Here is a 23,975-nt window from a genome sequence, read left to right on the forward strand (position 1 = left end):
GTGCCGGGCGGGCGGGTGGCCGCGCTGCGGGAGGCGCTCGCGCCGCACATCCGGGCGAACGTGCTGGGCACGGCGCTGACGCAGCTGACGATGCCGGGGGTGCCGGACGTCTATCAGGGCACGGAGAGCGAGTACCTCGCCCTGGTCGACCCGGACAACCGGCGCCCCGTCCGTTTCCCGCCGGCGGACACCGCGACCGGAACCGAGGGTGCCCGTATGGAGGGCGCCGGTATGAAGGGCGCCGTGACGGCGGCGGCGCTGCGGCTGCGCCGCCGGTACCCGGACGCCTTCGGTGCGGCGGCGACGTACCAGCCGCTGCCCGCCGAGGGCCGGGCCGCCGCTCATCTCCTGGCCTTCGCCCGCTCCGGCCGGGTCGTCACCGCCGTCACCCGGCTGTCGCTGCGGCTGGCGGAGGCGGGCGGCTGGGAGGACACGCAGATGGCGCTCCCGCCGGGCAGGTGGGTGGACGCCGTGGATCCCGGACGCGAGTTCATGGGGCACGTGCGGGTGGCGGAACTGTTCGAGCGACTGCCGGTGGCGTTGCTGGAGCGGCTGGGGCGGGACCCGGAGCAGGGCCACGGCAGGGCGGCTCCGCCTCGCGGCCCGGTGCCGACGCGCGGGCGGGCGTGACCGGTACGCCGCCGCGGACGCCGGGCTGGGTCGGGGGTGCTTCCGGGCGCCCCCTGAGGGCGCCCGTGGCGCGTTCTTGACAGGGCACCGAGACCGTGGGGTACTGCGGATGCGAAGGCCGGGCGGACGTGACGGGGGTGAGTCTCCTGCCGGAGCTGCGCTACCCCACGGTGACCGAACTGACCGCGTCCGCGAGGGCGTTGGCAGCACTGCGGCCCGGGCTGTGCACGCTGCGGAAGGTGGGTCTCTCGCGGGCCGGCCGGCCGCTGCGGCTGCTGTCGGTGGGGCATGCGCGGCGGGCCGTCCTGGTCGTCGCGGGCGCTCACGCCAACGAGCCCACCGGCGGCCCGACCCTGCTCGCCCTGGCCGAACGGGTCCTGTTCGAAAGGGAGTTGCGGGACGGCACGTCGTGGCACTTCCTGCTCTGCGCGGATCCCGACGGGGCCAGTCTGCACGTGACGCCGGCGCCGCGCAGCCTGCTGGAGTACCACCGGGGCTTCTTCCGGCCGGCGGGTCCTGAGCAGCCGGAGTGGTCCCCGGCCGTCCTGCCGGCGGACCGGCTGCCGCCGGAGACGCGTGCGCTGACGCGGGTCATCGACGAGCTGCGGCCCTACCTCCAGGTGACGCTGCACGGCACCGAACTGGGCGGTAGCTGGGTGCAGTTGACCAGGGACATACCGGGTCTGGCCGAGCCGTTCGCCAAGTCGGCGGCGCAGTTGCACATCCCGGTGGAGACGGGCGCCTCCGACGCGGCGGGCTGGCCCGCGTCCGGGCCGGGGGTGCATGTGATGCCGGAACCGGGCGCGGGCGTGGCGTACCCGAGCATGCCGGACGACGCGCGGCACAGCACCTGGTACCACGCCCACCGCCACGGCGGCCTGACCGCGGTCGTGGAGGTGCCGATGTGGGCGAGCGACCTGGTGGACGACCCGGCGCCGCACCCCGACCCGGCGGAGGCGATACGGCTGCTGGCAGGCCGCCTGCTGCGGGACGCCCGGGAGGTGGAGCACGTGCTGGCGGAGGCCTCGCCGCGGCTCGAGGGCGTCGACGGGCCCCTGCTGAGGGCGGCCCGCTGGGCGCTGGAGCTGGTGCCGGGCCTGGCCGCCGACTGGACCCACACGCCCCCGGCCGACACCACCATGGCGTACGTCGGCAGTGTGGACGCCTTCGGCCGCCGTCTGCCGTTGCGGGCGGCGGCGATGTTGTGGCGGGTGCTGCGGGAGCGGGACGACCGGGCGGCGCCCCGCCTGGAGCGTCTCGTCGAGGGGTGGAGCGAGGAGTTCACCGAGCGCTTCCGGGCCCGCTGGGTGCCGTTGGAGCACCAGGTCGAGCACCAGTCCCGCACGGTCGTGGCGGCGGCGCTGCACGCGCGCGCGGGGTCACCGCAGCAGCCGTAGGAGCCGCGGCGGCCGGCGCACCGGGTCCGGGCGGCTCCGGCGGCTCCGGGCACGCGCACGCCCGCGCGTGCGTGCCCGGAGCCGGCCGGACGGTCTCAGGCCCCGGGCAGCTCGGCCAGTGCGGGGAGTTCGGCAAGTTCGGGGAGCTGCTCGTCGTCGAGGGCGAAGACCGCGCCCGTCCGCGCGAGCATCACGCAGGTGTTGGAGAAGGTCTGCGTGTACTCGACCGGGCGGCCGTTCCACCGGCCGCTGGCGTGGGCGGTCACGGGCGCGTACAGGAGGGAACAGACGGCGTCCTCGTGCGCGACGGCGCCGATGTCGCCGTCGGCGGCCGTGAGGTCGGCGCAGGCCTCGGCGGCGCGGGAGTGGCCCTGGGGCGGGTCGCACAGCAGGAGGGTGCCGCGGGTGTCGCTGGAGCGGGAGTCGCCGGTGGTGACGGTGAGCCGGAGCCCGTCGCCGGGGAGGAGGCCCCGGGGCTCCGAGGCCTGGGTGGGGGCGACGGCGGCGAGGAGGAGGGCGGCCGTGACGGGCAGGGCGCCCAGGAGGCGGTGTGTGGGGAAGTGCTTCATTCCCGGTGCATCGGCACGGTGGCCCCGGTTCCCCAGTCCGGCTCACCCGATCGTGCGGGTGCGGGGGCCGGCCGGGCGGCCAGTTCGAACGCGGCGAGGACGACTCTGGTCTGGTACTCGACCTGGCGGGCGACCGGGATCCAGCGGGCCCCGAAGCCGTCGTGGTAGTCGGCGCACCAGGCGTCGATGAGCGCGTCGAGTTCGAAAAGCGCCCCGGCCGGATCCTGCCCGGCCCCGGCGACGAGCTGGTGGAGCAGGCCCGCGGTGCGTACGGCGATCCGGCGGCCGGCGATGCGCAGGGCTGCCAGGTGGGCGGTGTTCAGGGGTGGCAGCGGATGGGCGGGGTCACCCGCGTCGGGGTCCCAGGCGTCGGCGAGGCCGGGGCAGACCAGGAGGTAGTCGTGGACGGGGGCGAGCAGGCGGGCCGTGTCGGGCGCGGCCGGGAGATGGGGCGCCGCGCGCGCGAGGAGGCGTTCGAGGAGCCGGGTCTCGTGGCGCAGGGTCCGGCTCACCGCGCGTAGCACGGCGTCGCGGTCGTCGGGCGGTGAGTCGTCCTCGACGGCGGCGACGCCCCACATGGGCGCCTCGACGACCGCGGTGACGGTGCCGTGCCGGTGCGGGTGGTACCAGGTCGACTCGACGGCGGCCTCGGTGATGGCGGCGGCGAGGTCGCGCGGGCGCGGCGGCGGGATCCGGTAGACGGCGGGTCCGAGGCCCGGCCAGTACAGGGTGTCGTAGGAGCCGAGTTCGCGGGGGATGCCGAGGCGGGCGGCGGCGTGGGCCACGCGCTGCGGGAGTCCGGGGAGGTCGCGGGTGAGTTCGACGAAGCCGCCGCCGACGTCGACGCCGTGCAGCGAACACTGGAAGAAAGGTTTCAGCTCGTCCTGGAGGCCGAGCAGCGCCCGTGTCTCCGGCAGCGCCGCGGCCCCCGCCCCGTCGGGCAGCCACTCGGGCTGTTCGAGGAAGCCGGGCCGGAAGAAGTGCCGGAAGTAGCGGCCCAGGGTGTACGGGCCGGACAGCCAGCCCTCGTTGCGGCGCAGGCCGTCGGGGTCGAGGCAGAGCAGCAGGTTCCAGGTGGCGTCGGCGTCCTCGGTGAGCCGCCGGTCGGCGAGGACGCGCTCGGCGAGCCGCAGGACGGTGGCGCCGCCGACGGGTTCGTTGGCGTGCGGTCCGGCCACGATCAGGGCCTGGCGGGTGCCGTGGCCCACGGAGAGCAGCCACAGGGGTGTGCCCGCGCGCGAGACGCCGACGCGGCGCAGCCGGGTGTCATGGGGCCGGCGGGCGACGACCGCGGCCGCGCGGGCCGCGAGTTCGTCCGCGGTCGGGTAGCGCAGGAGTGGCGGCAGGACACACCTCCGCGTCGGGGCCGGCGCCGTCGGTTCACCGGGAGTGCCGGGTGTACGCACAGTGAGTCATGGCGCGGGAGGTACGTCAACACCGCCCCGGCGGGCTCGGCTTGCCGGGGCGGGACTCAGTTCACGGAGAGGCGGAACGCCATCCGTCCGAAGGCGACCTGGTCGCCCTCGCGGACCACGGCGGCGCCGATGACGCGTCGTCCGTTGACGGTCGTGCCGTTGGTCGAGCCGAGGTCGCGCAGGATCCACAGGCCGCCCTGGCGGCTGAGTTCGGCGTGCACGCGCGAGACGCTGTCGTGGGTCAGCCTGAGGCCGCTGGCGGGGTCGCGGCCGATGCGCAGGGCCCGCGCGGTGCCGGGGTGCGGGAGCAGCAGCTTGGGCAGCCGCTCGGCCTGCCAGGCCCTGCGCAGCCGTATGGTGAAGCCGGAGACGGCCTCGACGGTGCCGAAGAGGGCGCGCGAGAAGCGGTTCTCGCTGGGCAGGTCGGCGGTGAGGACCGCGAGTTCGTCGGAGCGGCGGGCGGCGAGCGCCAGTTCCATGCGCCGGATGAACGTGTCGTGGGAGAGACGGCCCATGGCGGCGCCGTCACGGAGCACCTTCAGCGCCCTGTCGCGCTCCACGTCGGACAGGCGCGCGGGGTACGTGTTGAACTCGAATGACGACGTCACGTTCGTGATTGTCGGGCAGTGAACGGCGGGTGTCCAGAAAACGGGAGAACGGCGGCCACGCGCGCGTGCCCGGATCGATGCGTGACGACACCGCTGCCGATGGGGGTGTTCGCGCGGCGGATCGATCTCGGGTGGAGCACGATGGGTCGGGTCGGGCTACCTCACGGTCGGCGGACTGTGAGCAGACGAAGGGGAACCGTCCGTGCAGTTCGAGGTGTGGGCACCGCAGGCCGAACGTGTGACGCTCCAGTGCGAGGGCGTCACGCGCGCGTTGGAGCGCGACGCCGGACGGCCGGGGTGGTGGAGCGGCGAGGCGGAGGCGCGGGACGGCACGCGGTACGGCTTCGCGGTGGACGACGGTCCGGTGCGGCCGGACCCGCGTTCGCGCCGTCAGCCGGACGGGCCGGACGGGCTGAGCGCGGTCGTCGACCACGGCCGGTACGCGTGGCGTACCCCCTGGCCGGGGCGTCCGCTGCCGGGCGCGGTCCTGTACGAGCTGCATGTGGGCACGTACACCGCCGAGGGCACGCTGGACGCGGCGGCCGGCCGGCTCGGCCATCTTCTCGAACTGGGCGTGACCCACGTCGAGTTGATGCCACTGTGCCCCTTCCCCGGCCGGCACGGCTGGGGCTACGAGGGGGTGTCGCTGTGGGCGGTGCACGAGCCGTACGGCGGGCCCGAGGCGCTGAAGCGGTTCGTCGACCGGGCGCATGAGCTGGGGCTGGGCGTGGTCCTGGACGTGGTGCACAACCACCTGGGACCGTCGGGCAATTACCTGCCCGTGTTCGGCCCGTACTTCACCGACACCCACCACACTCCGTGGGGTTCGGCCGTCAACCTGGACGCGCCGGGCTCGGACGAGGTGCGGGCGTTCCTGCTGGGCAGCGCGCTGGCGTGGCTGCGCGACTACCGGATCGACGGGCTGCGGCTGGACGCGGTGCACGCGCTGGCCGACACGCGCGCGTACCCGTTCCTGGAGGAGCTGTCGGAGTCGGTGGACGCGCTCGCCGCGCAGACGGGCCGGCCGCTGTTCCTGATCGCCGAGTCCGACCTGAACGACCCGCGGCTGATCACGCCCCGCCGGGAACACGGCCTGGGTCTGCACGCGCAGTGGAACGACGACTTCCACCACGCCCTGCACACCGCCCTGACCGGCGAGTCCCAGGGCTACTACGGCGACTTCGCACGCGACCCGTTCGCCGCGCTCGCCAAGACCCTCACCGGCGGCTTCTTCCACGACGGCACCTACTCCAGCTTCCGCGACCGGTGCCACGGGCGGCCGCTGGACCGTACCCGGCTGCCCGCGCACCGGCTGCTCGGCTACTCCCAGACCCACGACCAGGTCGGCAACCGTGCCCAGGGCGACCGGCTCTCGGCCTCCCTCTCCCCCGGCCTGCTGGCCTGCGCGGCGGCGCTGACGCTGACCTCGCCGTTCACGCCGATGCTGTTCATGGGCGAGGAGTGGGCGGCGGGCACGCCCTGGCAGTTCTTCACCGACCACACCGACCCGGACCTCGCGGAGGCCGTACGGCGGGGCAGACGGCGGGAGTTCGCGGCGCACGGCTGGGCGGAGGAGGACGTGCCCGACCCGCAGGACCCGGCGACCCGGGACCGTTCCTGCCTGGACTGGTCGGAGCCGGAGCGTGAGCCGCACGCGCGCATGCTGGCCTGGTACCGCCGGCTGATCGCGCTGCGGCACGCCCAGGCGGACCTGACCGACCCGGACCTCGCCGACCTCAAGGTCGCCCATGACGCGCAGGCCCGCTGGCTGGCCTTCCGCCGTGGCGACGTCCGGGTGGCCGTGAACCTCGGCAAGGCGCCGGCGGCGATCCCGCTGGGCACGCGTCCCGCGCGCGTGCTGGCCGCGTGGGAGCCCGTGGACACCCCGGGCCCGGACGGGCTGCTGCACGTGCCCGGCGAGTCGTGCGTGGTGCTGGAGCAGGACTGAGAACGGCCCCGGGAGCCGGGGCGGACCGCTCCGCTAGTCGTCCGCCCCGTCCTCACGGAGTTCCGTCACCCGTTCCAGCAGGATCGCCTCCCAGGCCCGTCGCAGCTGGGTGCGCAGCAGGGCCGGGGGCTCGGTGCCGTGGCCGGTCAGGCGCTCGTCGAGGCGTACGGCGGTGTCGCAGCGGGCCAGCCACAGGCCGCGCAGGCAGGCGCGGGCGCCGTACCCGGTGAGGGTGGCGGCGCGGACGGCGGCGCCGGAGCCGACGGCGAGGGCGAGGCCCGCGATGTCCTCGGCGGGGTCGCCGACGACCGCGCCGGTCCAGTCGAGGACGCCGCGCACCCGGCCGTCGGCGCTGACCACGAGGTGCTCGCCCCGCAGGGTGTGGTGGACGAGGACTGCGGTGGCCGGCTGCGCGGCGAGCTGGGCCGCGCCGGGCGGGGTGAGCTGGTGCAGCCGGGCCGGATCGAACTCGTCGGCGGCGCCGAGGCGTTCGGCGGCGGCCACCGCCATCCGGCGCAGTGCCTCCAGGGAGCGCGGGGCGACGCGCGGCACGCCGGTCGTCTCGGCCTGGCGGACCGGTACCTCGCGCAGTCCGCCGAGCAGTCCGGCCAGGTCGGCCTCTCCGACGGCGGACACGTCGTGGTCCTCGGCGGTTCCGCCGGGCACCAGGGTGTCGAGGGTGTAGGTGAGGCCGGGCGACCACTCGCCGTGCGCCACCGAGGCCGGCACGGCGACCGGAACGTGCGGCCGCACCAGTTCGCGCAGCCGCAGTTCGCGGCGCATGCGGACGGTCGCCTCGCGGTCGGGGGCGAGCCTCAGGACGTGGCGGGTGCCGACCCACCAGGTGCCGTGCCCGCCTCCCTCGGTGACGGGCCGCACCTCGGGGCCCGGGCCCCTCTCGTCGCCGTTCTTGAGGAGCGTGCGGACCAGCCGGCGGACGGTGTCCGCGGTGGGTGTGGGTGCCTGGGTCATGGGTCGCGCCGTAGCCGTTCGAGTGCCGTTTCGGATGGGTGCCGTTTCGGATGCGGCCGGGACTCCTGGTGGTTCTCAGTCGACGATGACCAGTTCGCGGGTGGTGTCGTTGAGGCGCCGGCCGCCGTCCTCGGTGACGGTGACGATGTCCTCGATGCGCACCCCGAAGCGGCCGGGCAGGTAGATGCCGGGCTCCACGGAGAAGCACATGCCGGGGACGAGGGGCTGTTCCTCGCCCTCGATCAGGTACGGCGGCTCGTGCGTGGTGACGCCGATGCCGTGACCGGTGCGGTGGATGAAGTACTCGCCGTACCCGGCGTCGGCGATGACGGCGCGGGCGGCCCGGTCGACCTCCTGGCAGGCGACGCCGGGCCGTACGGCGCGCGAGCCGGCCTCCTGGGCCTCGCGGACGAGGTCGTGGACCCGGCGTTCCTCGTCGGTGGGTTCGCCGACGTGGACGGTACGGGAGGTGTCGGAGCCGTAGCCGTCCTTGAGGCCGCCGAAGTCGAGGACGACCATGTCGCCGTGCTCGATGACGCGGTCGCCGACCTCATGGTGGGGGTTGGCGCCGTTCGGGCCCGAGGCGACGATGGTGAAGTCGACCTGGGAGTGCCCGAAGCGGCGCAGCAGGCCGGCCAGGTCGGCGCCCACCTCGGACTCCCTGCGCCCGGCGAAGCGAACCTTGCGGATCTCCTCGTACGTCGCGTCGGCGGCCGCTCCCGCGGCCGCCATCAGCTCCAGCTCGGCCGCGTCCTTGACGGCGCGCAGCATCGGCAGGGCCTCGGTGAGGGAGTCGTAGGAGCTGTCCGGGAGGGCCTTTTGCAGGCGGAGCAGGTGCAGCGCCCAGGCGTTGTCGCTGACGCCGTACCGCCCGCCGGTGTCCAGGAGGGCACCGGTGGCGGCGTAGGGGTCCTTGCCGTCGGTCCAGTCCCGCAGGGTGAGGGCGGGGGCGCCGACCGCGGCGGCGGCGTCGGGGGCCTCCAGGGCAGGGACGACGAGGACGGGGTCGCGGTCGGGGGTGAGGACGAGCAGGGTGAGCCGTTCGGTGACCGCGGGGGGCGCGTAGCCGGTGAGCCAGACCATGTCCGGGCCGGGCGCCACCAGCAGACCGGCCAGCCCCGCGTCGCCGGCCGCCCGCACGGCCCGCTCCATGCGGGCCCGGTAGTCGTCGGCGGTGAAGCGCGCGGGCGTACGGCCGGTCATCCGGGCCTCCCTGGAGAAACGTGGTGACTACGGGCAGTATCCTGCCCGGTCGGCAGGGGCGGCGCGACCCGGTCGGCGGGTTTGTGCCGGACGGCGCGCGGGTCCTGATGTGCGACTCCGGCATCCCGGGCGATGACGCGGAGCCCCCGCGGACGGGACGTACGCCGGCCCGGACCGAGGAGGCCCTCGGCGGGCGGCCGGGACGCCCGGCGGTGCCCGCCCTCCCCGTCCTGCACGACCGGCGGCTTCCGGCCCCGGCCGCTCGGCTCACCGGGGCGTCAGGTGACGATTCCCGGCATGACCGTCAACCGCTGGTAACCACCACTCCTGTGACGAACCGTCACTTTTGTCTCCCTGCCCGGTTTCACCTCCTCGACCGCCCGCGCGAGATCCGCCGCCGAGTGGATCCGCTTCCTGCCGAAGTGCAGTACGACGTCCCCGCGCACCAGACCGGCCGAGTAGCCGGGGCCGGGGACGTGGACGGCGACGATCTCGGCGCCCGCCTTCTCCGCGTCCACGATCTCCAGGCCCAGCGTCGCGTCGGCAGGCTCCGCCGGCGGGGAGAACGGCGCGGACGGACGCGGACCCGCCTGGGGCACGGTGCCCGCCGCGGCCCGGCCCGTCTGCCGTTGCAGCTCGGCCAGCTTGCCGGCCCCGATCACGGTGGCTCCCACGGTGCCCAGGCCGACACCGGACAGCACCAGGACCGTACCGACGAGCATGCCGAACAGCAGGGTCGTCAGACGCCGGCCGCGGCGGCGGGCCGCGTGGGGGTGGCGGGGCCGGCCGTCGGACGGCGGGCCGCCGCCGGGCTCCTGGCCGGGCATGGGCTTGGGACGCAACGCGGTCTGTTCCATGGATCCCTCCGGCTGGTGCTCTACCCGGCGATCCGGGGCGCCACGAGCCACGAACGAGTGAGACTGACCGGGGGTCAACAGCGGTACGGCGGCCCGGCGCCCCCGGCACGGGTCTCACGCGCGCGACGACAGCGCCGCGACCAGGGCCTGCGCGGCACCCGTCGGCGTACCGGCGTGGACGAGTTCCACCCGGTGGACGACCCGTGGCGCGGTGAGCGGCACGGCCACCGTGCCCGGCGCGTGGGCCGTCGCCGAGCGGGGCAGGAGGGTCAGGCCGTGGCCCGCGGCGGCGAGCGCGGCCAGGACACGGACGTCGGTGCCGTCGTAGCGCAGGGCCGGACGGAAGCCGTGGCCGCCGTTCGCGGCGCGGAGCTGGGGCAGCGGCAGGCCGGTGTCGGGGGCGTCGATCCAGCGGGCGTCGGCGAGGTCGTCGAGGCGCAGTCCGGTGCGGCGGGCGAGGGGGTGGCCGGCGGGCAGCAGGACACCGACCGGTTCCTCCCCGACGCCGTAGGTCGTCAGCGGTGCCACGTCGGGCAGCCGGAGGGGGTCGCTGGGGGCGGCCAGGCCGTCGACGAGGCCCAGGTCGGCGGTGCCCGCGGCGACGGCGGCGGGCACCTCGTCGCGGGCGAGCACGCGCAGCGTCACCCCGGCGGACGGCAGCGCGGCGAGGGCCGTGGCGGTGAGTGCGGTCGTGGAGGTGAGCGCCGTCGCGGAGGTGGCCAGGGTGAGGCCGTGGTCGGGTGCGGCGGCCATCCGCACGACGTCCGCGCGGGCCGCCTCCAGCCGCAGCAACAGGGGGCCGGCGTGTTCGAGGAGCCGTTCACCGGCCGCCGTGGGGGCGACGGGACGGCGGGTGAGCAGCGGCGCACCGAGGTCCTGTTCGAGGGCCGCGATGTGCTGGGAGACGGCCGACTGGGTGTAGCCGAGGGTGCGCGCGGCGGCCGAGAAGGAGGCGAGGCGGGCCACGGTGACGTAGGTGCGCAGGAGGTGCGGGTCCATGTCCACAGGGTCGCATCAGCGCTGCTTATCGCAGGTGCAGGAATCATCGTTGGACGTGAAGTGGGCGCCGCTCCGAGGATGGCACACATGACCGACAGCAGCGCTCAGCTCACCGGCACCGCCCGGATCGCCAAGGTCGCCCTGGTGGGCGACCACTCCCCCAACGTCGTCTCGCACACCCGGATCCCGGTCCTGCTCGACGCCCTCGCCACCCGGGACCGGCTGGTCCTCGACGCGTACTGGATCCCGTCGGCCGACGCGGAGGCCGAGGGCGCGGTGCGCGGCTTCGACGCGGTGTGGGTGGTGCCGGGCAGCCCGTACCGCAGCGAGGCCGGTGTCCTCGCCGCGATCCGCACCGCCCGCGAGGAGGGCGTTCCCTTCCTCGGCACCTGCGGCGGGTTCCAGCACGCGCTGCTGGAGTTCGCCCGCAACGTCTGTGGGCTCACCCGGGCGGCGCACGCCGAGAACGATCCCGGCGCCGAGGACCCGCTCCTGGAACCGCTGGCCTGCTCGCTGGAGGGCCACGAGGACACGGTCCTGCTGGAGCCGGGCTCGCTGGCCCGCGAGGTGATCGGCCGGGAGTCCACGGTCGAGCGCTACTCCTGCCGGTACGGCCTCTCCCGGCACGCCGACACCCTCGTCGCGCACGGCCTGCGCTTCTCCGGCCGGGACCCGCGGGGCCAGGTCCGCACGGCCGAACTCCCCGGCCACCCCTTCTTCCTGGCCTCCCTCTTCCAGCCGGAGCTGTCCGGCGACGGCTCGCGCCCGCACCCCGTGATCCGGGGGCTGGCGCGAGCCGCGGTCGCGCACGCGGCGCGACGGACGGCGGCGCGGACCGTGTGAGCGGTACCGCTCCGTCGTTCCGTAGGGTCAGCCGACCGGCAGGGAGGGCATGGCCGGTGCGCGGTCGGGCAGGAAGCCGTGGGACCGGCGGGACAGGTAGGAGTCCTTGTAACGGTCGACCACCCGGTGCCAGTTGAGGATGCCGGCCATCCAGTTCTGGAGGTCGGCCACATAGCCGCCCATGGCCTCACGGGCTTCCGCCGACAGGCCGAAGTCGTCGTACAGCACGGGCAGTTCGTGGGCGACGACGTGCTCGAACTGCTGCATGCGCTGGGTCATCAGGTCGTGGACGACGCCGAGTGCGGCCGGGTAGTCGCAGCCGAAGAAGTTCTGCACGACGAGGATCGCGTTGTGGATCTCGCCCTCGAACTCGATCTCCTTCTGGTACGAGAAGACGTCGTTGAGGAGGCAGGCGTAGTCGATGGCCGCGTTCTCCAGCGAGCGGACCGGGCCGCTGGCGTACACCTCGGGCGGTACGGCGGGGCCCTGACCCATCCGGCACAGGCTCAGGGTGAGGTCGGAGCCGAAGGTGGCGCGCCGCATCTCCAGGTAGTCGACGGGGTCGGGGATGCGGTTCTGGAGCTGGTTGGACAGCTCCCACACCCAGCTCTCCGTCATGCTGTCCACCGCCGCGCGCAGGGTGCGCCGCTGGTCGGGGGTCATGCCGGCCGTCGTACGCGCCCACAGGTCGATCAGCGAGCGCTCCATCGCGTTCAGCGGGACGAGGGTCTCCTCGCCGTCGACGGGCATGCAGGCCGACAGGCGGGCCGTGGTGACCCTGGCCGCGGCCAGGTCACGGCGGTTGCCGTACACCAGCGGATAGTAGTCGTCGCCGTAGGTGCCGAACGCGAGCCAGGAGGCGCTGAGGTCGAGGGCCTCGGGACTGGCGTCGGGGTCCAGACCCGCCGAGCACACCGCCAGGTCGCAGGAGGCCAGTTTGTCCTCGTCCCACACCCCTTCGGACAGCATGCCCATACGGCGGGTCCACCCGACCAGGTTGTGGCGGGCCCGGTCCAGGTGCGGGCTCAGCTCCACCTGGAAGGGCATGTGGAACGCGGGCAGCCGGGAGGGGCCCACCTTCTGGAACGGCACGTGCGTGTACGCGCGCAGGCGCTCCGCGGCGGCCGAGGCGAGCAGGGCGCCGATGTCCGCGGCGGAGGTGCCGGGACGGGTCAGCTTCTCCCAGGGCGAGGTGGGCCCGGCTCCCTTGTTCATGTACCGGCTGGAGCGCATGTGCCACTCGTGGCCGCCGGACTGCCAGTCCTGCAGCCCCTTGGTGTAGGCGGCGACGGCGGCCACCTCGTCCGGCCGCAGGCCGTTCTCCACGGCCAGCGCGGGCACTTCGGTCCCGGCGGTGTGCTCGAACTGGTGGAGACGCGAGGTGAGGATGTCGTTGACGGTGTCGGCGGCCTCCTGGGTGGTGCAGCCGAAGAAGGTCTCCAGGACCAGCACGCCGTTGCTCAACTCCCCCTCGTCCTCGACCTCGCGCTGGTAGGAGAACAGGTCGTTGCGCAGGTGCACGCCGTCGGAGAAGGTCTCCATGAGCACCCTGAGCGGCCTGGACCGGGCGACGGCGGCGGGGACCTCGGCGGTCGCGTACTCCACGAGCCCCGCGGACCAGGGGGCGCCGCCCACCTTGCGGCGCATCTCGATGTACTCGACGGGGTTGGAGACCCGCCCCTCGTTGATGTTGGACAGCTCCCACATCGACTCGTTGAGGAGGTGCTCGGTGGCGACGGCGAAGCGGCTCCGCCAGTCGGCGGACATCGCCGGCACGGTGCGCGCCCACAGGTCCGCGAGGCCCGCCTCGACCGGGTTCTCCGGCTCCGGCACCGGGGTCGCCAGGTCGAGCGGCATGAACAGCGGGAGCCGGTCCAGGTGGGCCTTGCCGGCCGCCCGGTCCGGGGTGCGTTTGAACATGTCGAGGAAGTGGTCGTCGAAGAAGAACACCCACACGTACCAGTCGGTGATCAGCGACAGGGCGGGGCCGTCGCAGTCGGGGTGGGTATAGGCGCAGAGCAGGCCGTAGTCGTGCGCGTCGAGGTCGGCCTGCTCCCAGATCCCGGAGCCCTCCAGCATGCCCATCTCGCGCGCCCAGGCCGTCGAGTGGGCGCGGGCCTCGTCGAGGTGCGGGTTGAGCCGCGCGGGATACGGCATGTAGAAGTGCGGGAGTTCGAACGGCTGCGTCATGGCCGGGCCCTACCCGGGGCCGCCAACCCTCATCCGCGGCGCGGCACATGATCACACCATCGCGTGAATCAGGGGCGAATCCTTGCGAATCGGGCGCGCTTGACCGGTGGGCGGACCCGAGGGTCCGCGCCGCCTCACTTCCTGGGCCGGATCAGCGCGTGCGTCCCGCCGGTCCGCCAGCCCTGCCCCTCGGCCGCGGTCGGCGCGGCCTCGGTGGCGCCGGACATCCCGGTGATCACGTCCGACGTCAGGGTGCGCAGGGCGGCGACCGGTCCGGGGAAGTACGCGCACGCCTCGCGGGCGGGAGCCCACGGCCCGCGGACCGGCCCCGGACGCGCATGACACGGGCAGCGGGTTCGGCTGGACGCGAGTGACGCGGAGGGCGCGGCCTCACGGGCGACGCGCTGCCCATGCCGACCGCGCTGGAGGCGGCCCTGCGGCGGGTCCGGCCGGGAGTACGGGTGGGCCCCGTAACTCACACCGCCGCCGCCATGACCTCCCGTTCCAGGCGGGCGGCGAGGCTCAGGTAGCGGGGGCGGCGGGGGACGGGGACCAGGCCGCGGATGAGGACGTGCCACATCTCGGCCAGACGGCGCGGGAGCCGGGCGCCGGGCTCGCGGGAGCGGCCCACCACCCGGGTGCCGACGAAGAAGCAGACCAGCGAGTGGGCCACGGCGTCCACGTCGACGTCCGGGTGGATGTCGGACTCCCGTACCGCACCGACGAGGCGACGGGACATCAGCTCCAGCCACTCGGTGAACGGGTGCGGCACGGGCGGCCGTACGGCGACACCGCCGGTGGCCAGGCGGAGGCCGGCCCGGGCGACCGGGCCCTCGACCGACAGCCTCACCATGCCGAAGGTGAGGCGCATCAGCGCTTCGAGGGACGGGTAGCCCCGGTCGTCGATCTCGCCCGCCACCCGGCGGGAGGCCTGGGACTGCAGCTCCAGGATGGCCTGGGCGAGATCCTCCTTGGCCGCGAAGTGGAAGTAGAGCGCACCCTTGGTGACATGGGCGTGCTCGACGATGTCACTGAGGCTGGTCGATTCGTAGCCGTTCCGGTCGAACAGATCGGCTGCGGCCCTGATGATCGTCGCGCGGGTCTGCTCCGCACGTAGTTGCCTCGCCATCGACTGGACACTCCTGGGCGTAAAGAACGGGTCATGCCGTTTGTTTCTCACCCCCAGTAAACAACAGTTCACGATCCGGCGGTACCGACCAGACATTCAAAGACGGTCGACTCCCCCTGTACGCCGACGACTTGCACGCCTGCCTCAGGGGTGCCCCTCGCCTCGATCCACACGGGTTCGTCCAGCTCCGCATACCGGTGGAAGAGGGCGTGGTAAGCCGTCGGCACGCGTTTTCCGGGCGTTTCCAACAGGGCTGCCTGGCGGGCGCCCTCCAGCAGGAGCATGCCGGGGACGTGATCGAGGGGATGGTCGAAGAAAACGGGGTGCGCGGTATTTACTCGCAGTTGCCAGCGGTCCGGCCTCCCGGTGGGGGCGAGGACTACGTCCGTGGGCAGAGCCCGGTCGACGGCGTCGGTGGGCACGCCGGGCGGGACGGGGACGGCCGTCACGGTGTCCGGGGTACGGCCGCCGCGCAGCCGCCGGTAGACGCTCTCGCCGACGCAGGTGAAGGAGACGTCCGCGGTGGCGACACGGGTCCCCTCGCGCAGCACGTGCGCGGTGTAGCGGGCGCCGACGGGGCGCCGGCCGCGGTACTGGACATCGGTGAAGACGAGTTCGACCTCGGGCTCGGCCGGCCGCGGGCCGAGCGTCAACGCCCAGGGCTCGGTGGCCACTTGGAACTCCTTGAGCACGAACTGCTGGTCGAGCGGCACCTCGTACTCGGTGTGACTGATCAACGTGCCGCTCTGCCGAATCGTTTCTACGACGAGCAGCGGGTCGTACGCGGACCAGTCCGCAGACACGTGTAACCCGTGGGCGCGCGGCCACTGCGCCGACACGGTGAAGCGGTCGGCCCCGGTGCGCCGCCAGCCGGTGAGGAAGGTCTCCGCGAGGGCGGCGCGGTGGACGAGTTGGCGGGGAACGGTTGCGGTCAGGGACGGCATGTCGGCAGGCTGCCGCGGTCGAGTCATCTCTCTCCCTACGGTCCCCCGAAGGCCACGGCGGACGGCGAACCGTCCGCTCGGTGAGCGTTAGGGTACGAGGCGACCGGTTTGTTTTCAATGAGATCAGTCGACGGCATCCTATGATCGGACCGAATCCGCATCCGACTGCGGGGACAGCCGGCTCGGTGCCGTGAAGGGGCTCTCAATGGCGAAACAGGAGCGCGCGATCAGGACGCGCAGAGCGATCGTGGAAGCGGCGGGCGCGGTGTTCGACGAGCACGGTTACACCTCCACCACCATCGCCATGGTCCTGGAACGCGCCCAGGTCACCAAGGGGGCTCTGTACTTCCACTTCGCGTCGAAAGAGGCCCTGGCCCAGGCGGTCCTGAACGAGCAGGTGCCCTTCGGGGCGGTCCCGCCGCAGCCGTGCAAGCTCCAGGAGATCGTCGACATGACCTTCGTGGTGGCGTGCCGGCTGCTGGACAACGCCCTGCTGCGGGGAAGCGTACGGCTGGCGGTGGACCAGGAGACGCCGGCCGGGGTCGATCACGGCGAGCCGTTCCGGCAGTGGACGCAGGCGCTGACCGAGCTGCTCGAACTGGCGGCCCGGCGCGGCGAGTTGCTGCCCACCGTGAAACCTGCGGAAACGGTCGACCTGCTGGTGGGCACCTTCACCGGCGTCCAGCTGATGTCCCGGGCGCTGACCGACCGCGCCGACCTCGGTGACCGGCTGGCCGTGATGTGGGCCCACATCCTGCCCAGCATCGCGGTGCCCGGTCTGCTCCCCGGCCTCGACGCCCGCGCCGACCGGGGCGCGCGGGTACTGGCCTCGCCGGAGCAGCGCGTGGCTTCCTGACCCGGACGTGCGGCGGGCCGGTCGGTGTCCATCCACACCGGCCGGCCCGCCCGTTCGTACGGCTGCGAGGGCTTCCCCTCGTACAGCCTGCCTGCCTAGAAGGTCAGCTTCCAGCTGTTGACGCGGCCGGTGTCCTGCGCTGCCACGTCCTGCACCCGCAGCTTCCAGGTGCCGTTGGCGACCTCTCCGGAGGCGTTCACCGAGTAGGTCGTCACGATGTTGTCCGCGGAGTCCGAGGTGCTGGACGCCTTCAGCCGGTACGCCGTGCCGTCCGGGGCGACCAGGTCGACGACCAGGTCACCGCGGTAGGTGTGGGTGATGTCCACGCCGACCTGGAGGGCCGTGGGCGCGTTGCCGGTGCGGCCGGTGACGGCGATCGGGGATTCGACGGCCGAGCCGTTGTCCGGGATGCCGACCGCGGTCGTGCTGGTGAAGGTGGTGCCCCCCGTGGAGCCGCCGGAACCGCTCACCGCCTGCACCGTCCTGGCCGCGTCCGCCAGGCCCGCGCCGCAGCCGCCGGAGCAGGCGCCGGGCAGGGCACGGGCGTTGCTCTTGATGGCGGTCTCGATCTGCGCCGGGGTCAGCGAGGAGTTCGCCGACTTCATCAGCGCGACCAGGCCCGCGATGTGCGGGGTGGCCATGCTGGTGCCCTGGTAGTAGGCGTACGACTCGCTGGACGCCGTCTTGGTGCCCGAGTTCAGCGTGGACAGGATGCCGTTCGCGGTGCCGGTGCTGGTCTGGCCGCCGGGCGCCGAGATGTCCACGAGGGAACCGAAGTTGGAGTACGAGGCCTTGGCGCCGGTGCGGCTGGTCGCGGCCACCGAGATCACGTTGTTGCAGTTGCCCGGCGAGTGGTTCGCGACGTTGTCGCTCTCGTTGCCGGCGGCCACGGCGACGGTCGTGCCGCGGCTCACGGCCGCGTTGATCGCGCTCTGGGTGGCCGAGGTGCAGGCGCCGTCGCCGCCGAGGCTCATGTTGATGACCTTGGCGACGTTGGTGTTGGCGGGAACGCCGGAAACCGTGCCGCCTGACGCCCAGGTGATGGCGTCGATGATGTCGGAGTCGTAACCGCCGCACTTGCCGAGGACGCGGACCGGGGAGATCTTCGCGCCGTGGGCGATGCCCGCGATGCCCTTGCCGTTGTTGGTGACGGCGGCGATGGTGCCGGCCACGTGGGTGCCGTGCCAGGAGGAGTTGCTGGCCGGGATGCCGGAGCCGCACTCGTTGGCCGCGTAGTAGTCGCCCGGGTCGGCCGGGTTGCTGTCACGGCCGTTGCCGTCCACCGAGACGGCGGTGTCGGCGATGAAGTCGTAGCCGCCGACGATGTTCGCCGCGAGGTCCGTATGGGCGACGTAACCGGTGTCGATGACGGCGACCGTCACGCCGGTTCCGGTCGTGGTGTTCCAGGCGCCGGGGACGTTCATGCCGGCGGTGGCCTCGTACAGGTCCCACTGCTTGGCGTACTCGGTGTCGTTCGGGTCGGCCTTCGCGGTGTTCAGGCGGTCCGGTACGACGTAGGCGACCTGCGGGTCGGCCCGGTACTCGGCGACGACGTCGGCGACGTCCGCGCCGCTGAGGCCGGAGCCCAGGTCGACAAGGGCGGCGCCGGTGCCGAGACGGCGCTCGAAGTCGAGGTCCTCGCCGGTCTCCTTGCCCTTGGCGGCGGCGTCGGCCTCGGCGGCCTGGTTCGAACTGGCCTCCGCGGCAGCCGACTTGTAGCCGACGATGAGGCGCTCGGCCGGGGTGCCGGGCGCTGCCTCGGTCTGGGCGGCGGGGACGGCGGCGGCCTCCCGTGACACGCCGTCCAAGGTGGCGGCGGCCGAGGCGGTGCCGGCGGCGGTGAGGAGGGCGGCGGAGACCGCGGCGACGGATATCAGCTTCCGTCTGAGAGCGGGAGAGGTGCGCAAGGGGGCGTGCCTTTCGTGGCCGGCTCCGGGCAGGGGGGAGCCTCGGTCGATTCGCTTCGTCGTCGAAGCGGCGGGGGTTTGATCGAGGAGCAAGGCAGCGGGCCGGCCGGGCGGGCAGCCGGTCCACCAGGGGTTACCCGTGGGTCAGCTGTGGTGGAACGATAGGCAGGGCGACGCTTGTTCGGATACGGGGGAAACCCTCGATCCGGCCGGAACACCACCCTTGAGAGGGGGCAACCGGACGGTGAATGCCCGGGTTTGCTCGGGGCCGCCCGATGCGTCGGCGTATTGAACGCGCCGGGCCGCCGCCGCGTACTGCACGTCGAAACCGTTCCCGCGCCGGCCGAGGAGACGTGCCCGATGCGCCGCACGACCGCACACCGCACCGCCGCCCTGACGGCCACCGCCCTGAGCCCGCTGCTTGTGGTGCCGCTGTGGGCGGCGACACCGGCGCAGGCGCACGGCGCGCCCACGACTCCGGTCAGCCGGGTCTACGCCTGCTCCCCCGACGGCGGTTCCCCGTCCCGGTCCGCCGCCTGCCGGGCCGCCGTGGCCGCGAACGGGGCACCCTTCACGGCCTGGGACAACCTGCGGGTGGCTAACGTGAACGGCCGCGACCGGAGCACGATCCCCGACGGGCAGCTGTGCAGCGGCGGCCTGCCGGCCTACCGGGGACTCGACCTCGCGCGCCCCGACTGGCCGTCGACCCGCCTGACACCGGGCGGAACACTGCGCATGACGTACGTGTCGACGATCCCGCACACCGGCACGTTCAGGTTCTACCTGACGAAGCCCGGGTACGACCCGTCGAAGCCGCTTGCCTGGGACGATCTGCCCGAGCGGCCGTTCGCCCAGGTGAAGGACCCGGAACTGCGCGACGGCGCCTACCGGCTCACGGCCGAACTGCCCGCCGACCGCACGGGACATCAGGTGCTCTACACGGTCTGGCAGAACAGCAGCACGCCCGACACCTACTACTCGTGTTCCGACGTGGTGTTCCCAAAGAAGGCCCCGGCGGCGCCCGCGCCGTCGGCGGCCACGGCCGCCGGATCACCGAAGCCTTCGTCCGCCGCCCCCTCGGCCCCGGCCGGTGCTGCTGCGGCCGGCACGGGGACGACAGGCAGGACACCGTCCGCCGCCCCGGTGCCGGGAACGGCGGCGGCGTCCGGCGCACCGGCCGCGGCCACGCCCGCGAGCACCCCGGTGGCGTCCGCCTCCGGGGCCGGCTCCGGGCCGTCCGCGCCGATGCTGGCGGGTGGCGCCGCCGCGGTGCTGGTGCTCATCGGCGGCGCCACCCTGGTCCAGCGCCTGCGACGGCGCTGAAACCGTTTCGCGAAGCGGTTTCTCCGATCTTTCTCCGATCTTTCTCCGATCTTTCTCTGAAACTTTCTCCTGGGTCAGTTGACGGTGACGGCTGCGCCCGCGTTGGTCACCGGGGCGTACTTCGCGGTGAAGTAACCGTTTGCGAAGCACAGCGACGAGCCGGACGACTTGGTGAAGTGCTGGCCGGTGAAGGTGATGCTGTTGTCGGCGTTGCTCGCCGCGCCGGTCAGGCTGGGCGCCTGGTAGACGCAGTTGATGCTGCCGAGGAGGGTACGCAGCACGACCGTCGTCTGGATGCTGGAACCGGCCGCCGGGGTCACGGTGACGGTGCCGTCGGAGGACACGGCCGTGGAGTACGCCAGGTTGTTGACGGTGATGCTGGTGACGCCGAGCACGCCGATGACGTTCGCGGAACAGCTGCCGAAGGTGTGCCCGGTGAGCGACTCGGTGGCCGTGCCCGGGGCGGTCGGGTTGTCGGTGACGGTGGCGGTGAAGCCGGAGGAGGCACAGGAGACGCCGCTGGTGCCGGTGGCGGAGGAGTAGAGGGTGGCGTTGGTGCCGCTCGCGAGGGAGGCGGTGAGGACGTCACCGACCGCGACGTCACCGTTGGCCGTGGTGAGGACGGCCGGGTCGGCCGCGGAGGCCGGGGTGACCGCCGTCAGCGAGAGGGCGGCGACGGTGCCGGCGAGGGCGAGGAGAGGGCGAGTGCGCATGCGGGTGCCTCGTTTCTCAAGTGGGGGTGCCTCGGACGTTCTCCGAGAGGCGTTCTGAGAGGGGTTGCGAGAGGGGTTGCGAGAGATGCTCTCGGGGGAGTTGCGGGGAGTTGCGGGACGCGAGTTCGACGCCCGACCGGTGCCGGCCCGGAACGCCTTCTCCGTACGTGGCGGACCGGCAGCGGAGGTGGCGGCGGGCACGGACGGCAGGGGAAGACGGCCGTGACGGCGCCGTGCGGACGTCGGACTCGGGGCGCGTGAGGGCCCGTGCTGGATGCCCGGGCGGGTCGTACCCGTTATTGACGGGAGGTCCGGCCGTCCGTTCGCAGGACGGCCGGACCGGGGGTCCGGGAGCGCGGAGAGTGGCTCGCCGCGCTGCGGATCCGGCGCCACGGATCCGGGCTGAGTCACCGAGAGTTGTAGACCTGATGAACCGTCAACGTCAAGGAGTCGTGCGGAAGTTGGTGATGGCGCAGATATATGCGGGAGCGGGCCGACTCGCCTGGTCCGCGGGGCGGCACACTTCGCACACCCTTTTTCCACATCTCCCTTGACCCTGAGGTGTAACCATCGGTAACTTCCGAATCGGCTACTGACGCGTAACGAGAAAGCCCTTGCGGCTTCCGGGAGTTGCGAGGAGACGTGCGCGGCAGCCGCTGTCCGCGCCAGGACAACACGCCACTGAAGCCCAACCCGCATGACTATGCCCATGGGAGCAGACATGGCCTCGTCCTCGGACGTCACGTCGTCCGCCGAGAACACCCCCGAGAACCCGGAAAGCGGTTCCGCACAAAGACGCGGCCGAGTCCGGCTGCGCCGGGCGGCCGTCATGGCCGTGCCCGCGACCTTCGTCGCCGCCGGCCTCGCGGTGCTCACCGCCCAGGGAGCCCTGGGCGTGCAGTTCGCGATCTCCGGCATGCCCTTCGTGGTGACCGCCGACAAACTCGAAGGAGACGGTTTCGCGCAGTTCGGCTCGCTGGACCACATGATCGAGAACAGCCCCAACGAGGGGGACACCGGCGGTCAGGTGCTGGTCGTCACCTCGGTGGTGAAGTCGGGCAAGCTGACCAGCCTGTGCCAGAGCGTCGACCTCGGTGGCATCCAGCTCGTCCTCACCGCGGGCGACAAGGGCACCAAGGTGAGCGTGGAGAACCTGGCCATCGACTCGGACGACATCACCGGCGACGCCTCGTTCAACAACATCGAGATCGGCCGCGACGCCAGCACCTTCGACAAGGTCGACACCCGCGGCATGCCGGGCGTCTACGGCCAGCAGGCCGACAAGGTCGTCATCAACAACCTGTACCAGCACAACTACGCCTCCACCGCCGCCGTGTTCAAGCTGCCCGACCTGCACATGCGCTTCGGGGGCGAGGGCTGCCCGCGATGAACCGCTTCCGGCGGTGGACCGCGCGCCGGCCCTTCCCCGGCGGGCTGCTGCTCGTCCTGGGCGGCGCGGAGATCCTGCTGACCATGAAGGCTCCGCTTCCGGTGATCCTGCGCATCGGCATGCAGGGGGTGGCCGGCTATCTGCTGCCGACCCTCATGGTGCTGATCGGGCTGCTGATCCTCTTCAACCCCGCGCAGCGGCTGTTCTACTCGATTCTCGGCGTCCTGCTGTCGCTGGGAACGTGGCCCACCTCGAACCTCGGGGGCTTCCTCGTCGGCCTGCTCCTCGGGGTGGTGGGCAGTTGCCTGACCTTCGGGTGGCTGCCGGACCAGGACACGCGCAGGGTCCGCAGACAGCGGCGCAAGGACGCGCGGACGGCCGATCAGCCGCCGTTGGCGCAGGCCGGGGAGCCCGCCTGAGCGGGACCTGGCCGTACGCCTGACAGGGGCCGGACACGATCCACCGTCGACGGGGATCGCGCCCGGCCCCTGTCCCGTCGGCGCTCCTACGGCGTGGGCGTGGCCGCCCCCGCGGCCCGCAGCACGGCGATCGTCTCGGGGTGTGGTCCCCGCTCCGCCCACTCCAGTGGTGTCCAGCCCGTGCCCCGGTCCTCACGCAGGCGCGGGTCGGCGCCGTGCGCCAGGAGGGTGCGGACCGTCTCGGTGTGTCCCCAGCAGGCGGCCGCACACAGCGGCGTGCCGTCCGAGCCGGGCCCCGCGCTCTCCGCGTCGGGCGGGGCGCCGGCCTCCAGCAGCCGGCGGACGATGCCGGGGTGGCCCTGGACGGAGGCGAGATACAGCGCGGTGGTGCCGTCGCGGTCGGCTGCCGCCGGGTCGGCGCCGGCCCGCAGCAGTGAGGCGACGCGGGCGTCCTCGTCGAGCAACGCCGCGGTAACCAGTTTCATGGCCAGTTTCTTCTGTCGCCGCCTGTTCATGATCGACGAGGGTAGTCGGGCGCCGGAGGCGGCGCTCAGAATTGCGCGAGGAGCCACAGCAGTTCGGCCGCGGCCGTCACATCACCGGTGAGCGGGCGGTCGTCCATGCCGTCGGGCAGGGCCTCGTCCGCCACGGCGAACACGGCGATCTCCGGCGGTACGGCGTGCATCCTCAACGCCCGTACGGCGCAGACGAGTTCACAGGCGAGGACCGTACGGTACGCCTCCGTGGCGCGCAGGGTCTGACGGGCGGCCTGGCCGGCGAAGCTGGCGGCCTCCTCAAGGCCGTGCGAGAGGACGGCGTGCCCGACCGAGGCCGGGGCGGCGCAGGTACGCAGTTCCGCCAGCGCCGAGTGGGCGGTGTACTCCAGGATCATCGTGCCCGAGCTGCTGGCGGGGCCGGCGGCGAGGAACGCGGGCAGGCCGGTGAGCGCGGGGTCGCCGAGCGCGGTCAGGCGGGCCGCCGAGAGCTGGGCGGTCTGGAGCAGCGTGAGGTTCACCGTTTCCAGGGCGTGGCCCAGGGGCGCGGCGAAGAAGCCGCCGTGGTGGTAGGCCGCGGTGCCGTCGAGGGCCAGGAGCGGGTTCTCCGAAGGGCAGTTGATCTCCGCCTCGACGACCTCGCGCAGCCGCTCCCCCGCGTCGAGGGCACAGCCGTGGACCTGAGGGAAGGCGCGGAATCCGTACGGGTCCTGGATACGGCGTCCGGAGCCCTCGGGCAGGTCCGGCAACTCCAGCAGCCGCCGTACCTCACCGGCCGCACGGACCGCGCCGGGATAGGGCCGCAGGGTGTGCACGGGCGCGGCGTACGCCTCGGCCGACCCGGAGACGGCGGCCAGCGAAAGCGCGGCCACGGCGTGTGTGGCCCGCAGCAGCCGGTCCACCCCGTGCAGGCCCAGCGCGGCCTGCCCCAGCGCGAGCGCGTTGCTGCTCAGCAAAGCGAGCGCGTCACCGGGCCGCAGGGTCACGGGGGTGGGGAGACAGGTGCGCGCGCGGGCGCCGAGCGCCGGGGTTCCGGTCCGGGCGGGGATGCCGTCGAGCACCGCAGCCACATCGGCGCCCGCGCCCGGGGCCCGGACTTCGGGCGCGCCATCCCCCGGCGCGGCGACGACGCCCTCGGGCGCGGGGTCGGGTGGCGCAGACGTGGCCGG

General features: G+C 73.3%; 22 protein-coding genes and 1 pseudogene. 8 read left to right on the forward strand and 15 right to left on the reverse strand.

Annotated features, from left to right (window positions below; translation table 11 throughout):
- A pseudogene (locus P1P75_RS14140) lies at positions 1–630 on the forward strand (hypothetical protein); the annotation flags it as partial.
- A 137-nt stretch (positions 631–767) separates the two neighbouring features.
- Positions 768–2,027 (forward strand): M14 family zinc carboxypeptidase, encoded by a 1,260-nt coding sequence (locus P1P75_RS14145; RefSeq protein ID WP_319255161.1) that lies wholly within the window; start codon positions 768–770, stop codon positions 2,025–2,027.
- A gap of 95 nt (positions 2,028–2,122) precedes the next feature.
- Here the strand turns inward: P1P75_RS14145 and P1P75_RS14150 are convergent, their stop codons facing one another.
- The 3 genes from P1P75_RS14150 to P1P75_RS14160 all read right to left on the reverse strand — a co-directional run bounded on the left by P1P75_RS14150 (position 2,123) and on the right by P1P75_RS14160 (position 4,619).
- On the reverse strand, positions 2,123–2,596 hold the full coding sequence (locus P1P75_RS14150; protein ID WP_319255163.1) for an SSI family serine proteinase inhibitor: 474 nt from the start codon (positions 2,594–2,596) through the stop codon (positions 2,123–2,125).
- Complete coding sequence (locus P1P75_RS14155; RefSeq protein WP_319255165.1) at positions 2,593–4,002, reverse strand: M14 family zinc carboxypeptidase; 1,410 nt, start codon at positions 4,000–4,002, stop codon at positions 2,593–2,595. The genes P1P75_RS14150 and P1P75_RS14155 overlap by 4 nt, the downstream gene beginning before the upstream one ends.
- A 65-nt stretch (positions 4,003–4,067) precedes the next feature.
- Entirely contained in the window at positions 4,068–4,619 is a 552-nt protein-coding gene (locus P1P75_RS14160; protein ID WP_319255167.1) for a DUF1707 and FHA domain-containing protein, read from the reverse strand.
- Positions 4,620–4,821: 202 nt separating this feature from the next.
- Between P1P75_RS14160 and treZ the strand changes: the two genes are divergently transcribed.
- On the forward strand, positions 4,822–6,567 hold the full coding sequence (gene treZ / locus P1P75_RS14165; RefSeq protein ID WP_319255169.1) for a malto-oligosyltrehalose trehalohydrolase: 1,746 nt from the start codon (positions 4,822–4,824) through the stop codon (positions 6,565–6,567).
- A gap of 33 nt (positions 6,568–6,600) precedes the next feature.
- Here treZ and P1P75_RS14170 read toward each other — a convergent pair whose 3' ends face one another.
- The 4 genes from P1P75_RS14170 to P1P75_RS14185 all read right to left on the reverse strand — a co-directional run bounded on the left by P1P75_RS14170 (position 6,601) and on the right by P1P75_RS14185 (position 10,598).
- Positions 6,601–7,539 carry an aminoglycoside phosphotransferase family protein gene (locus tag P1P75_RS14170; protein ID WP_319255171.1) on the reverse strand — a complete coding sequence of 313 codons (939 nt, stop codon included), beginning with the start codon at positions 7,537–7,539 and terminating at the stop codon, positions 6,601–6,603.
- A 75-nt stretch (positions 7,540–7,614) separates the two neighbouring features.
- On the reverse strand, positions 7,615–8,742 hold the full coding sequence (locus P1P75_RS14175; protein WP_319255172.1) for an aminopeptidase P family protein: 1,128 nt from the start codon (positions 8,740–8,742) through the stop codon (positions 7,615–7,617).
- Positions 8,743–9,020: 278 nt separating this feature from the next.
- Positions 9,021–9,599 carry a PDZ domain-containing protein gene (locus tag P1P75_RS14180; RefSeq protein WP_319255174.1) on the reverse strand — a complete coding sequence of 193 codons (579 nt, stop codon included), beginning with the start codon at positions 9,597–9,599 and terminating at the stop codon, positions 9,021–9,023.
- Between the two features lie 114 nt (positions 9,600–9,713).
- Positions 9,714–10,598 carry a LysR family transcriptional regulator gene (locus P1P75_RS14185; protein ID WP_319255176.1) on the reverse strand — a complete coding sequence of 295 codons (885 nt, stop codon included), beginning with the start codon at positions 10,596–10,598 and terminating at the stop codon, positions 9,714–9,716.
- Between the two features lie 87 nt (positions 10,599–10,685).
- Here P1P75_RS14185 and P1P75_RS14190 point away from each other — a divergent pair, with 87 nt between their 5' ends.
- Entirely contained in the window at positions 10,686–11,441 is a 756-nt protein-coding gene (locus tag P1P75_RS14190; protein ID WP_319255179.1) for a hypothetical protein, read from the forward strand.
- Positions 11,442–11,468: 27 nt separating this feature from the next.
- Here the strand turns inward: P1P75_RS14190 and cyc2 are convergent, their stop codons facing one another.
- The 4 genes from cyc2 to P1P75_RS14210 all read right to left on the reverse strand — a co-directional run bounded on the left by cyc2 (position 11,469) and on the right by P1P75_RS14210 (position 15,704).
- Positions 11,469–13,631 carry a germacradienol/geosmin synthase Cyc2 gene (gene cyc2 / locus P1P75_RS14195; protein ID WP_319255181.1) on the reverse strand — a complete coding sequence of 721 codons (2,163 nt, stop codon included), beginning with the start codon at positions 13,629–13,631 and terminating at the stop codon, positions 11,469–11,471.
- A gap of 134 nt (positions 13,632–13,765) precedes the next feature.
- On the reverse strand, positions 13,766–14,110 hold the full coding sequence (locus P1P75_RS14200) for a hypothetical protein (protein WP_319255230.1): 345 nt from the start codon (positions 14,108–14,110) through the stop codon (positions 13,766–13,768).
- Positions 14,107–14,760 carry a ScbR family autoregulator-binding transcription factor gene (locus tag P1P75_RS14205; protein ID WP_319255183.1) on the reverse strand — a complete coding sequence of 218 codons (654 nt, stop codon included), beginning with the start codon at positions 14,758–14,760 and terminating at the stop codon, positions 14,107–14,109. The genes P1P75_RS14200 and P1P75_RS14205 overlap by 4 nt, the downstream gene beginning before the upstream one ends.
- A gap of 68 nt (positions 14,761–14,828) precedes the next feature.
- Positions 14,829–15,704 carry a ScbA/BarX family gamma-butyrolactone biosynthesis protein gene (locus P1P75_RS14210; protein ID WP_319255185.1) on the reverse strand — a complete coding sequence of 292 codons (876 nt, stop codon included), beginning with the start codon at positions 15,702–15,704 and terminating at the stop codon, positions 14,829–14,831.
- Between the two features lie 205 nt (positions 15,705–15,909).
- Here P1P75_RS14210 and P1P75_RS14215 point away from each other — a divergent pair, with 205 nt between their 5' ends.
- Positions 15,910–16,560 (forward strand): ScbR family autoregulator-binding transcription factor, encoded by a 651-nt coding sequence (locus P1P75_RS14215; RefSeq protein ID WP_319255187.1) that lies wholly within the window; start codon positions 15,910–15,912, stop codon positions 16,558–16,560.
- 95 nt (positions 16,561–16,655) lie between these two features.
- Here P1P75_RS14215 and P1P75_RS14220 read toward each other — a convergent pair whose 3' ends face one another.
- Positions 16,656–18,467, reverse strand: coding sequence for a S8 family serine peptidase (locus P1P75_RS14220; RefSeq protein WP_319255189.1), 1,812 nt, complete (start codon positions 18,465–18,467; stop codon positions 16,656–16,658).
- 360 nt (positions 18,468–18,827) lie between these two features.
- Here P1P75_RS14220 and P1P75_RS14225 point away from each other — a divergent pair, with 360 nt between their 5' ends.
- A complete protein-coding gene (locus P1P75_RS14225; protein ID WP_319255191.1) occupies positions 18,828–19,790 on the forward strand; it encodes a lytic polysaccharide monooxygenase in 963 nt (320 codons plus the stop codon).
- A gap of 74 nt (positions 19,791–19,864) precedes the next feature.
- On the opposite strand, the gene P1P75_RS14230 is transcribed toward P1P75_RS14225, so the two are convergent.
- Positions 19,865–20,503, reverse strand: a complete 639-nt coding sequence (locus P1P75_RS14230) for a Tat pathway signal sequence domain protein (protein ID WP_319255193.1) — start codon at positions 20,501–20,503, stop codon at positions 19,865–19,867.
- Positions 20,504–21,224: 721 nt separating this feature from the next.
- Here P1P75_RS14230 and P1P75_RS14235 point away from each other — a divergent pair.
- On the forward strand, positions 21,225–21,893 hold the full coding sequence (locus P1P75_RS14235; RefSeq protein WP_319255224.1) for a DUF6230 family protein: 669 nt from the start codon (positions 21,225–21,227) through the stop codon (positions 21,891–21,893).
- Entirely contained in the window at positions 21,890–22,312 is a 423-nt protein-coding gene (locus tag P1P75_RS14240) for a DUF6114 domain-containing protein (RefSeq protein WP_319255195.1), read from the forward strand. Before P1P75_RS14235 ends, P1P75_RS14240 begins: the two co-directional genes overlap by 4 nt.
- A gap of 86 nt (positions 22,313–22,398) precedes the next feature.
- Here the strand turns inward: P1P75_RS14240 and P1P75_RS14245 are convergent, their stop codons facing one another.
- Complete coding sequence (locus tag P1P75_RS14245; RefSeq protein ID WP_319255197.1) at positions 22,399–22,827, reverse strand: ankyrin repeat domain-containing protein; 429 nt, start codon at positions 22,825–22,827, stop codon at positions 22,399–22,401.
- A 35-nt stretch (positions 22,828–22,862) separates the two neighbouring features.
- Positions 22,863–23,876 carry an aromatic amino acid lyase gene (locus P1P75_RS14250; protein ID WP_319255226.1) on the reverse strand — a complete coding sequence of 338 codons (1,014 nt, stop codon included), beginning with the start codon at positions 23,874–23,876 and terminating at the stop codon, positions 22,863–22,865.
- Positions 23,877–23,975: the final 99 nt, after the last annotated feature.

It is taken from the genome of Streptomyces sp. ID05-39B (assembly GCF_033794725.1).
GTDB classification, from domain to species: domain Bacteria; phylum Actinomycetota; class Actinomycetes; order Streptomycetales; family Streptomycetaceae; genus Streptomyces; species Streptomyces bobili.

Bases quoted from the DNA above. Each gene is read 5' to 3' on its own strand.
- P1P75_RS14150 (WP_319255163.1), bottom strand. From the start codon at position 2,596: ATGAAGCACTTCCCCACACACCGCCTCCTGGGCGCCCTGCCCGTCACG.
- P1P75_RS14170 (WP_319255171.1), bottom strand. From the start codon at position 7,539: ATGACCCAGGCACCCACACCCACCGCGGACACCGTCCGCCGGCTGGTC.
- P1P75_RS14175 (WP_319255172.1), bottom strand. From the start codon at position 8,742: ATGACCGGCCGTACGCCCGCGCGCTTCACCGCCGACGACTACCGGGCC.
- P1P75_RS14180 (WP_319255174.1), bottom strand. From the start codon at position 9,599: ATGGAACAGACCGCGTTGCGTCCCAAGCCCATGCCCGGCCAGGAGCCC.
- P1P75_RS14185 (WP_319255176.1), bottom strand. From the start codon at position 10,598: ATGGACCCGCACCTCCTGCGCACCTACGTCACCGTGGCCCGCCTCGCC.
- P1P75_RS14190 (WP_319255179.1), top strand. From the start codon at position 10,686: ATGACCGACAGCAGCGCTCAGCTCACCGGCACCGCCCGGATCGCCAAG.
- cyc2 (WP_319255181.1), bottom strand. From the start codon at position 13,631: ATGACGCAGCCGTTCGAACTCCCGCACTTCTACATGCCGTATCCCGCG.
- P1P75_RS14205 (WP_319255183.1), bottom strand. From the start codon at position 14,760: ATGGCGAGGCAACTACGTGCGGAGCAGACCCGCGCGACGATCATCAGG.
- P1P75_RS14210 (WP_319255185.1), bottom strand. From the start codon at position 15,704: ATGCCGTCCCTGACCGCAACCGTTCCCCGCCAACTCGTCCACCGCGCC.
- P1P75_RS14215 (WP_319255187.1), top strand. From the start codon at position 15,910: ATGGCGAAACAGGAGCGCGCGATCAGGACGCGCAGAGCGATCGTGGAA.
- P1P75_RS14225 (WP_319255191.1), top strand. From the start codon at position 18,828: ATGCGCCGCACGACCGCACACCGCACCGCCGCCCTGACGGCCACCGCC.
- P1P75_RS14230 (WP_319255193.1), bottom strand. From the start codon at position 20,503: ATGCGCACTCGCCCTCTCCTCGCCCTCGCCGGCACCGTCGCCGCCCTC.
- P1P75_RS14235 (WP_319255224.1), top strand. From the start codon at position 21,225: ATGGCCTCGTCCTCGGACGTCACGTCGTCCGCCGAGAACACCCCCGAG.
- P1P75_RS14240 (WP_319255195.1), top strand. From the start codon at position 21,890: ATGAACCGCTTCCGGCGGTGGACCGCGCGCCGGCCCTTCCCCGGCGGG.
- P1P75_RS14245 (WP_319255197.1), bottom strand. From the start codon at position 22,827: ATGAACAGGCGGCGACAGAAGAAACTGGCCATGAAACTGGTTACCGCG.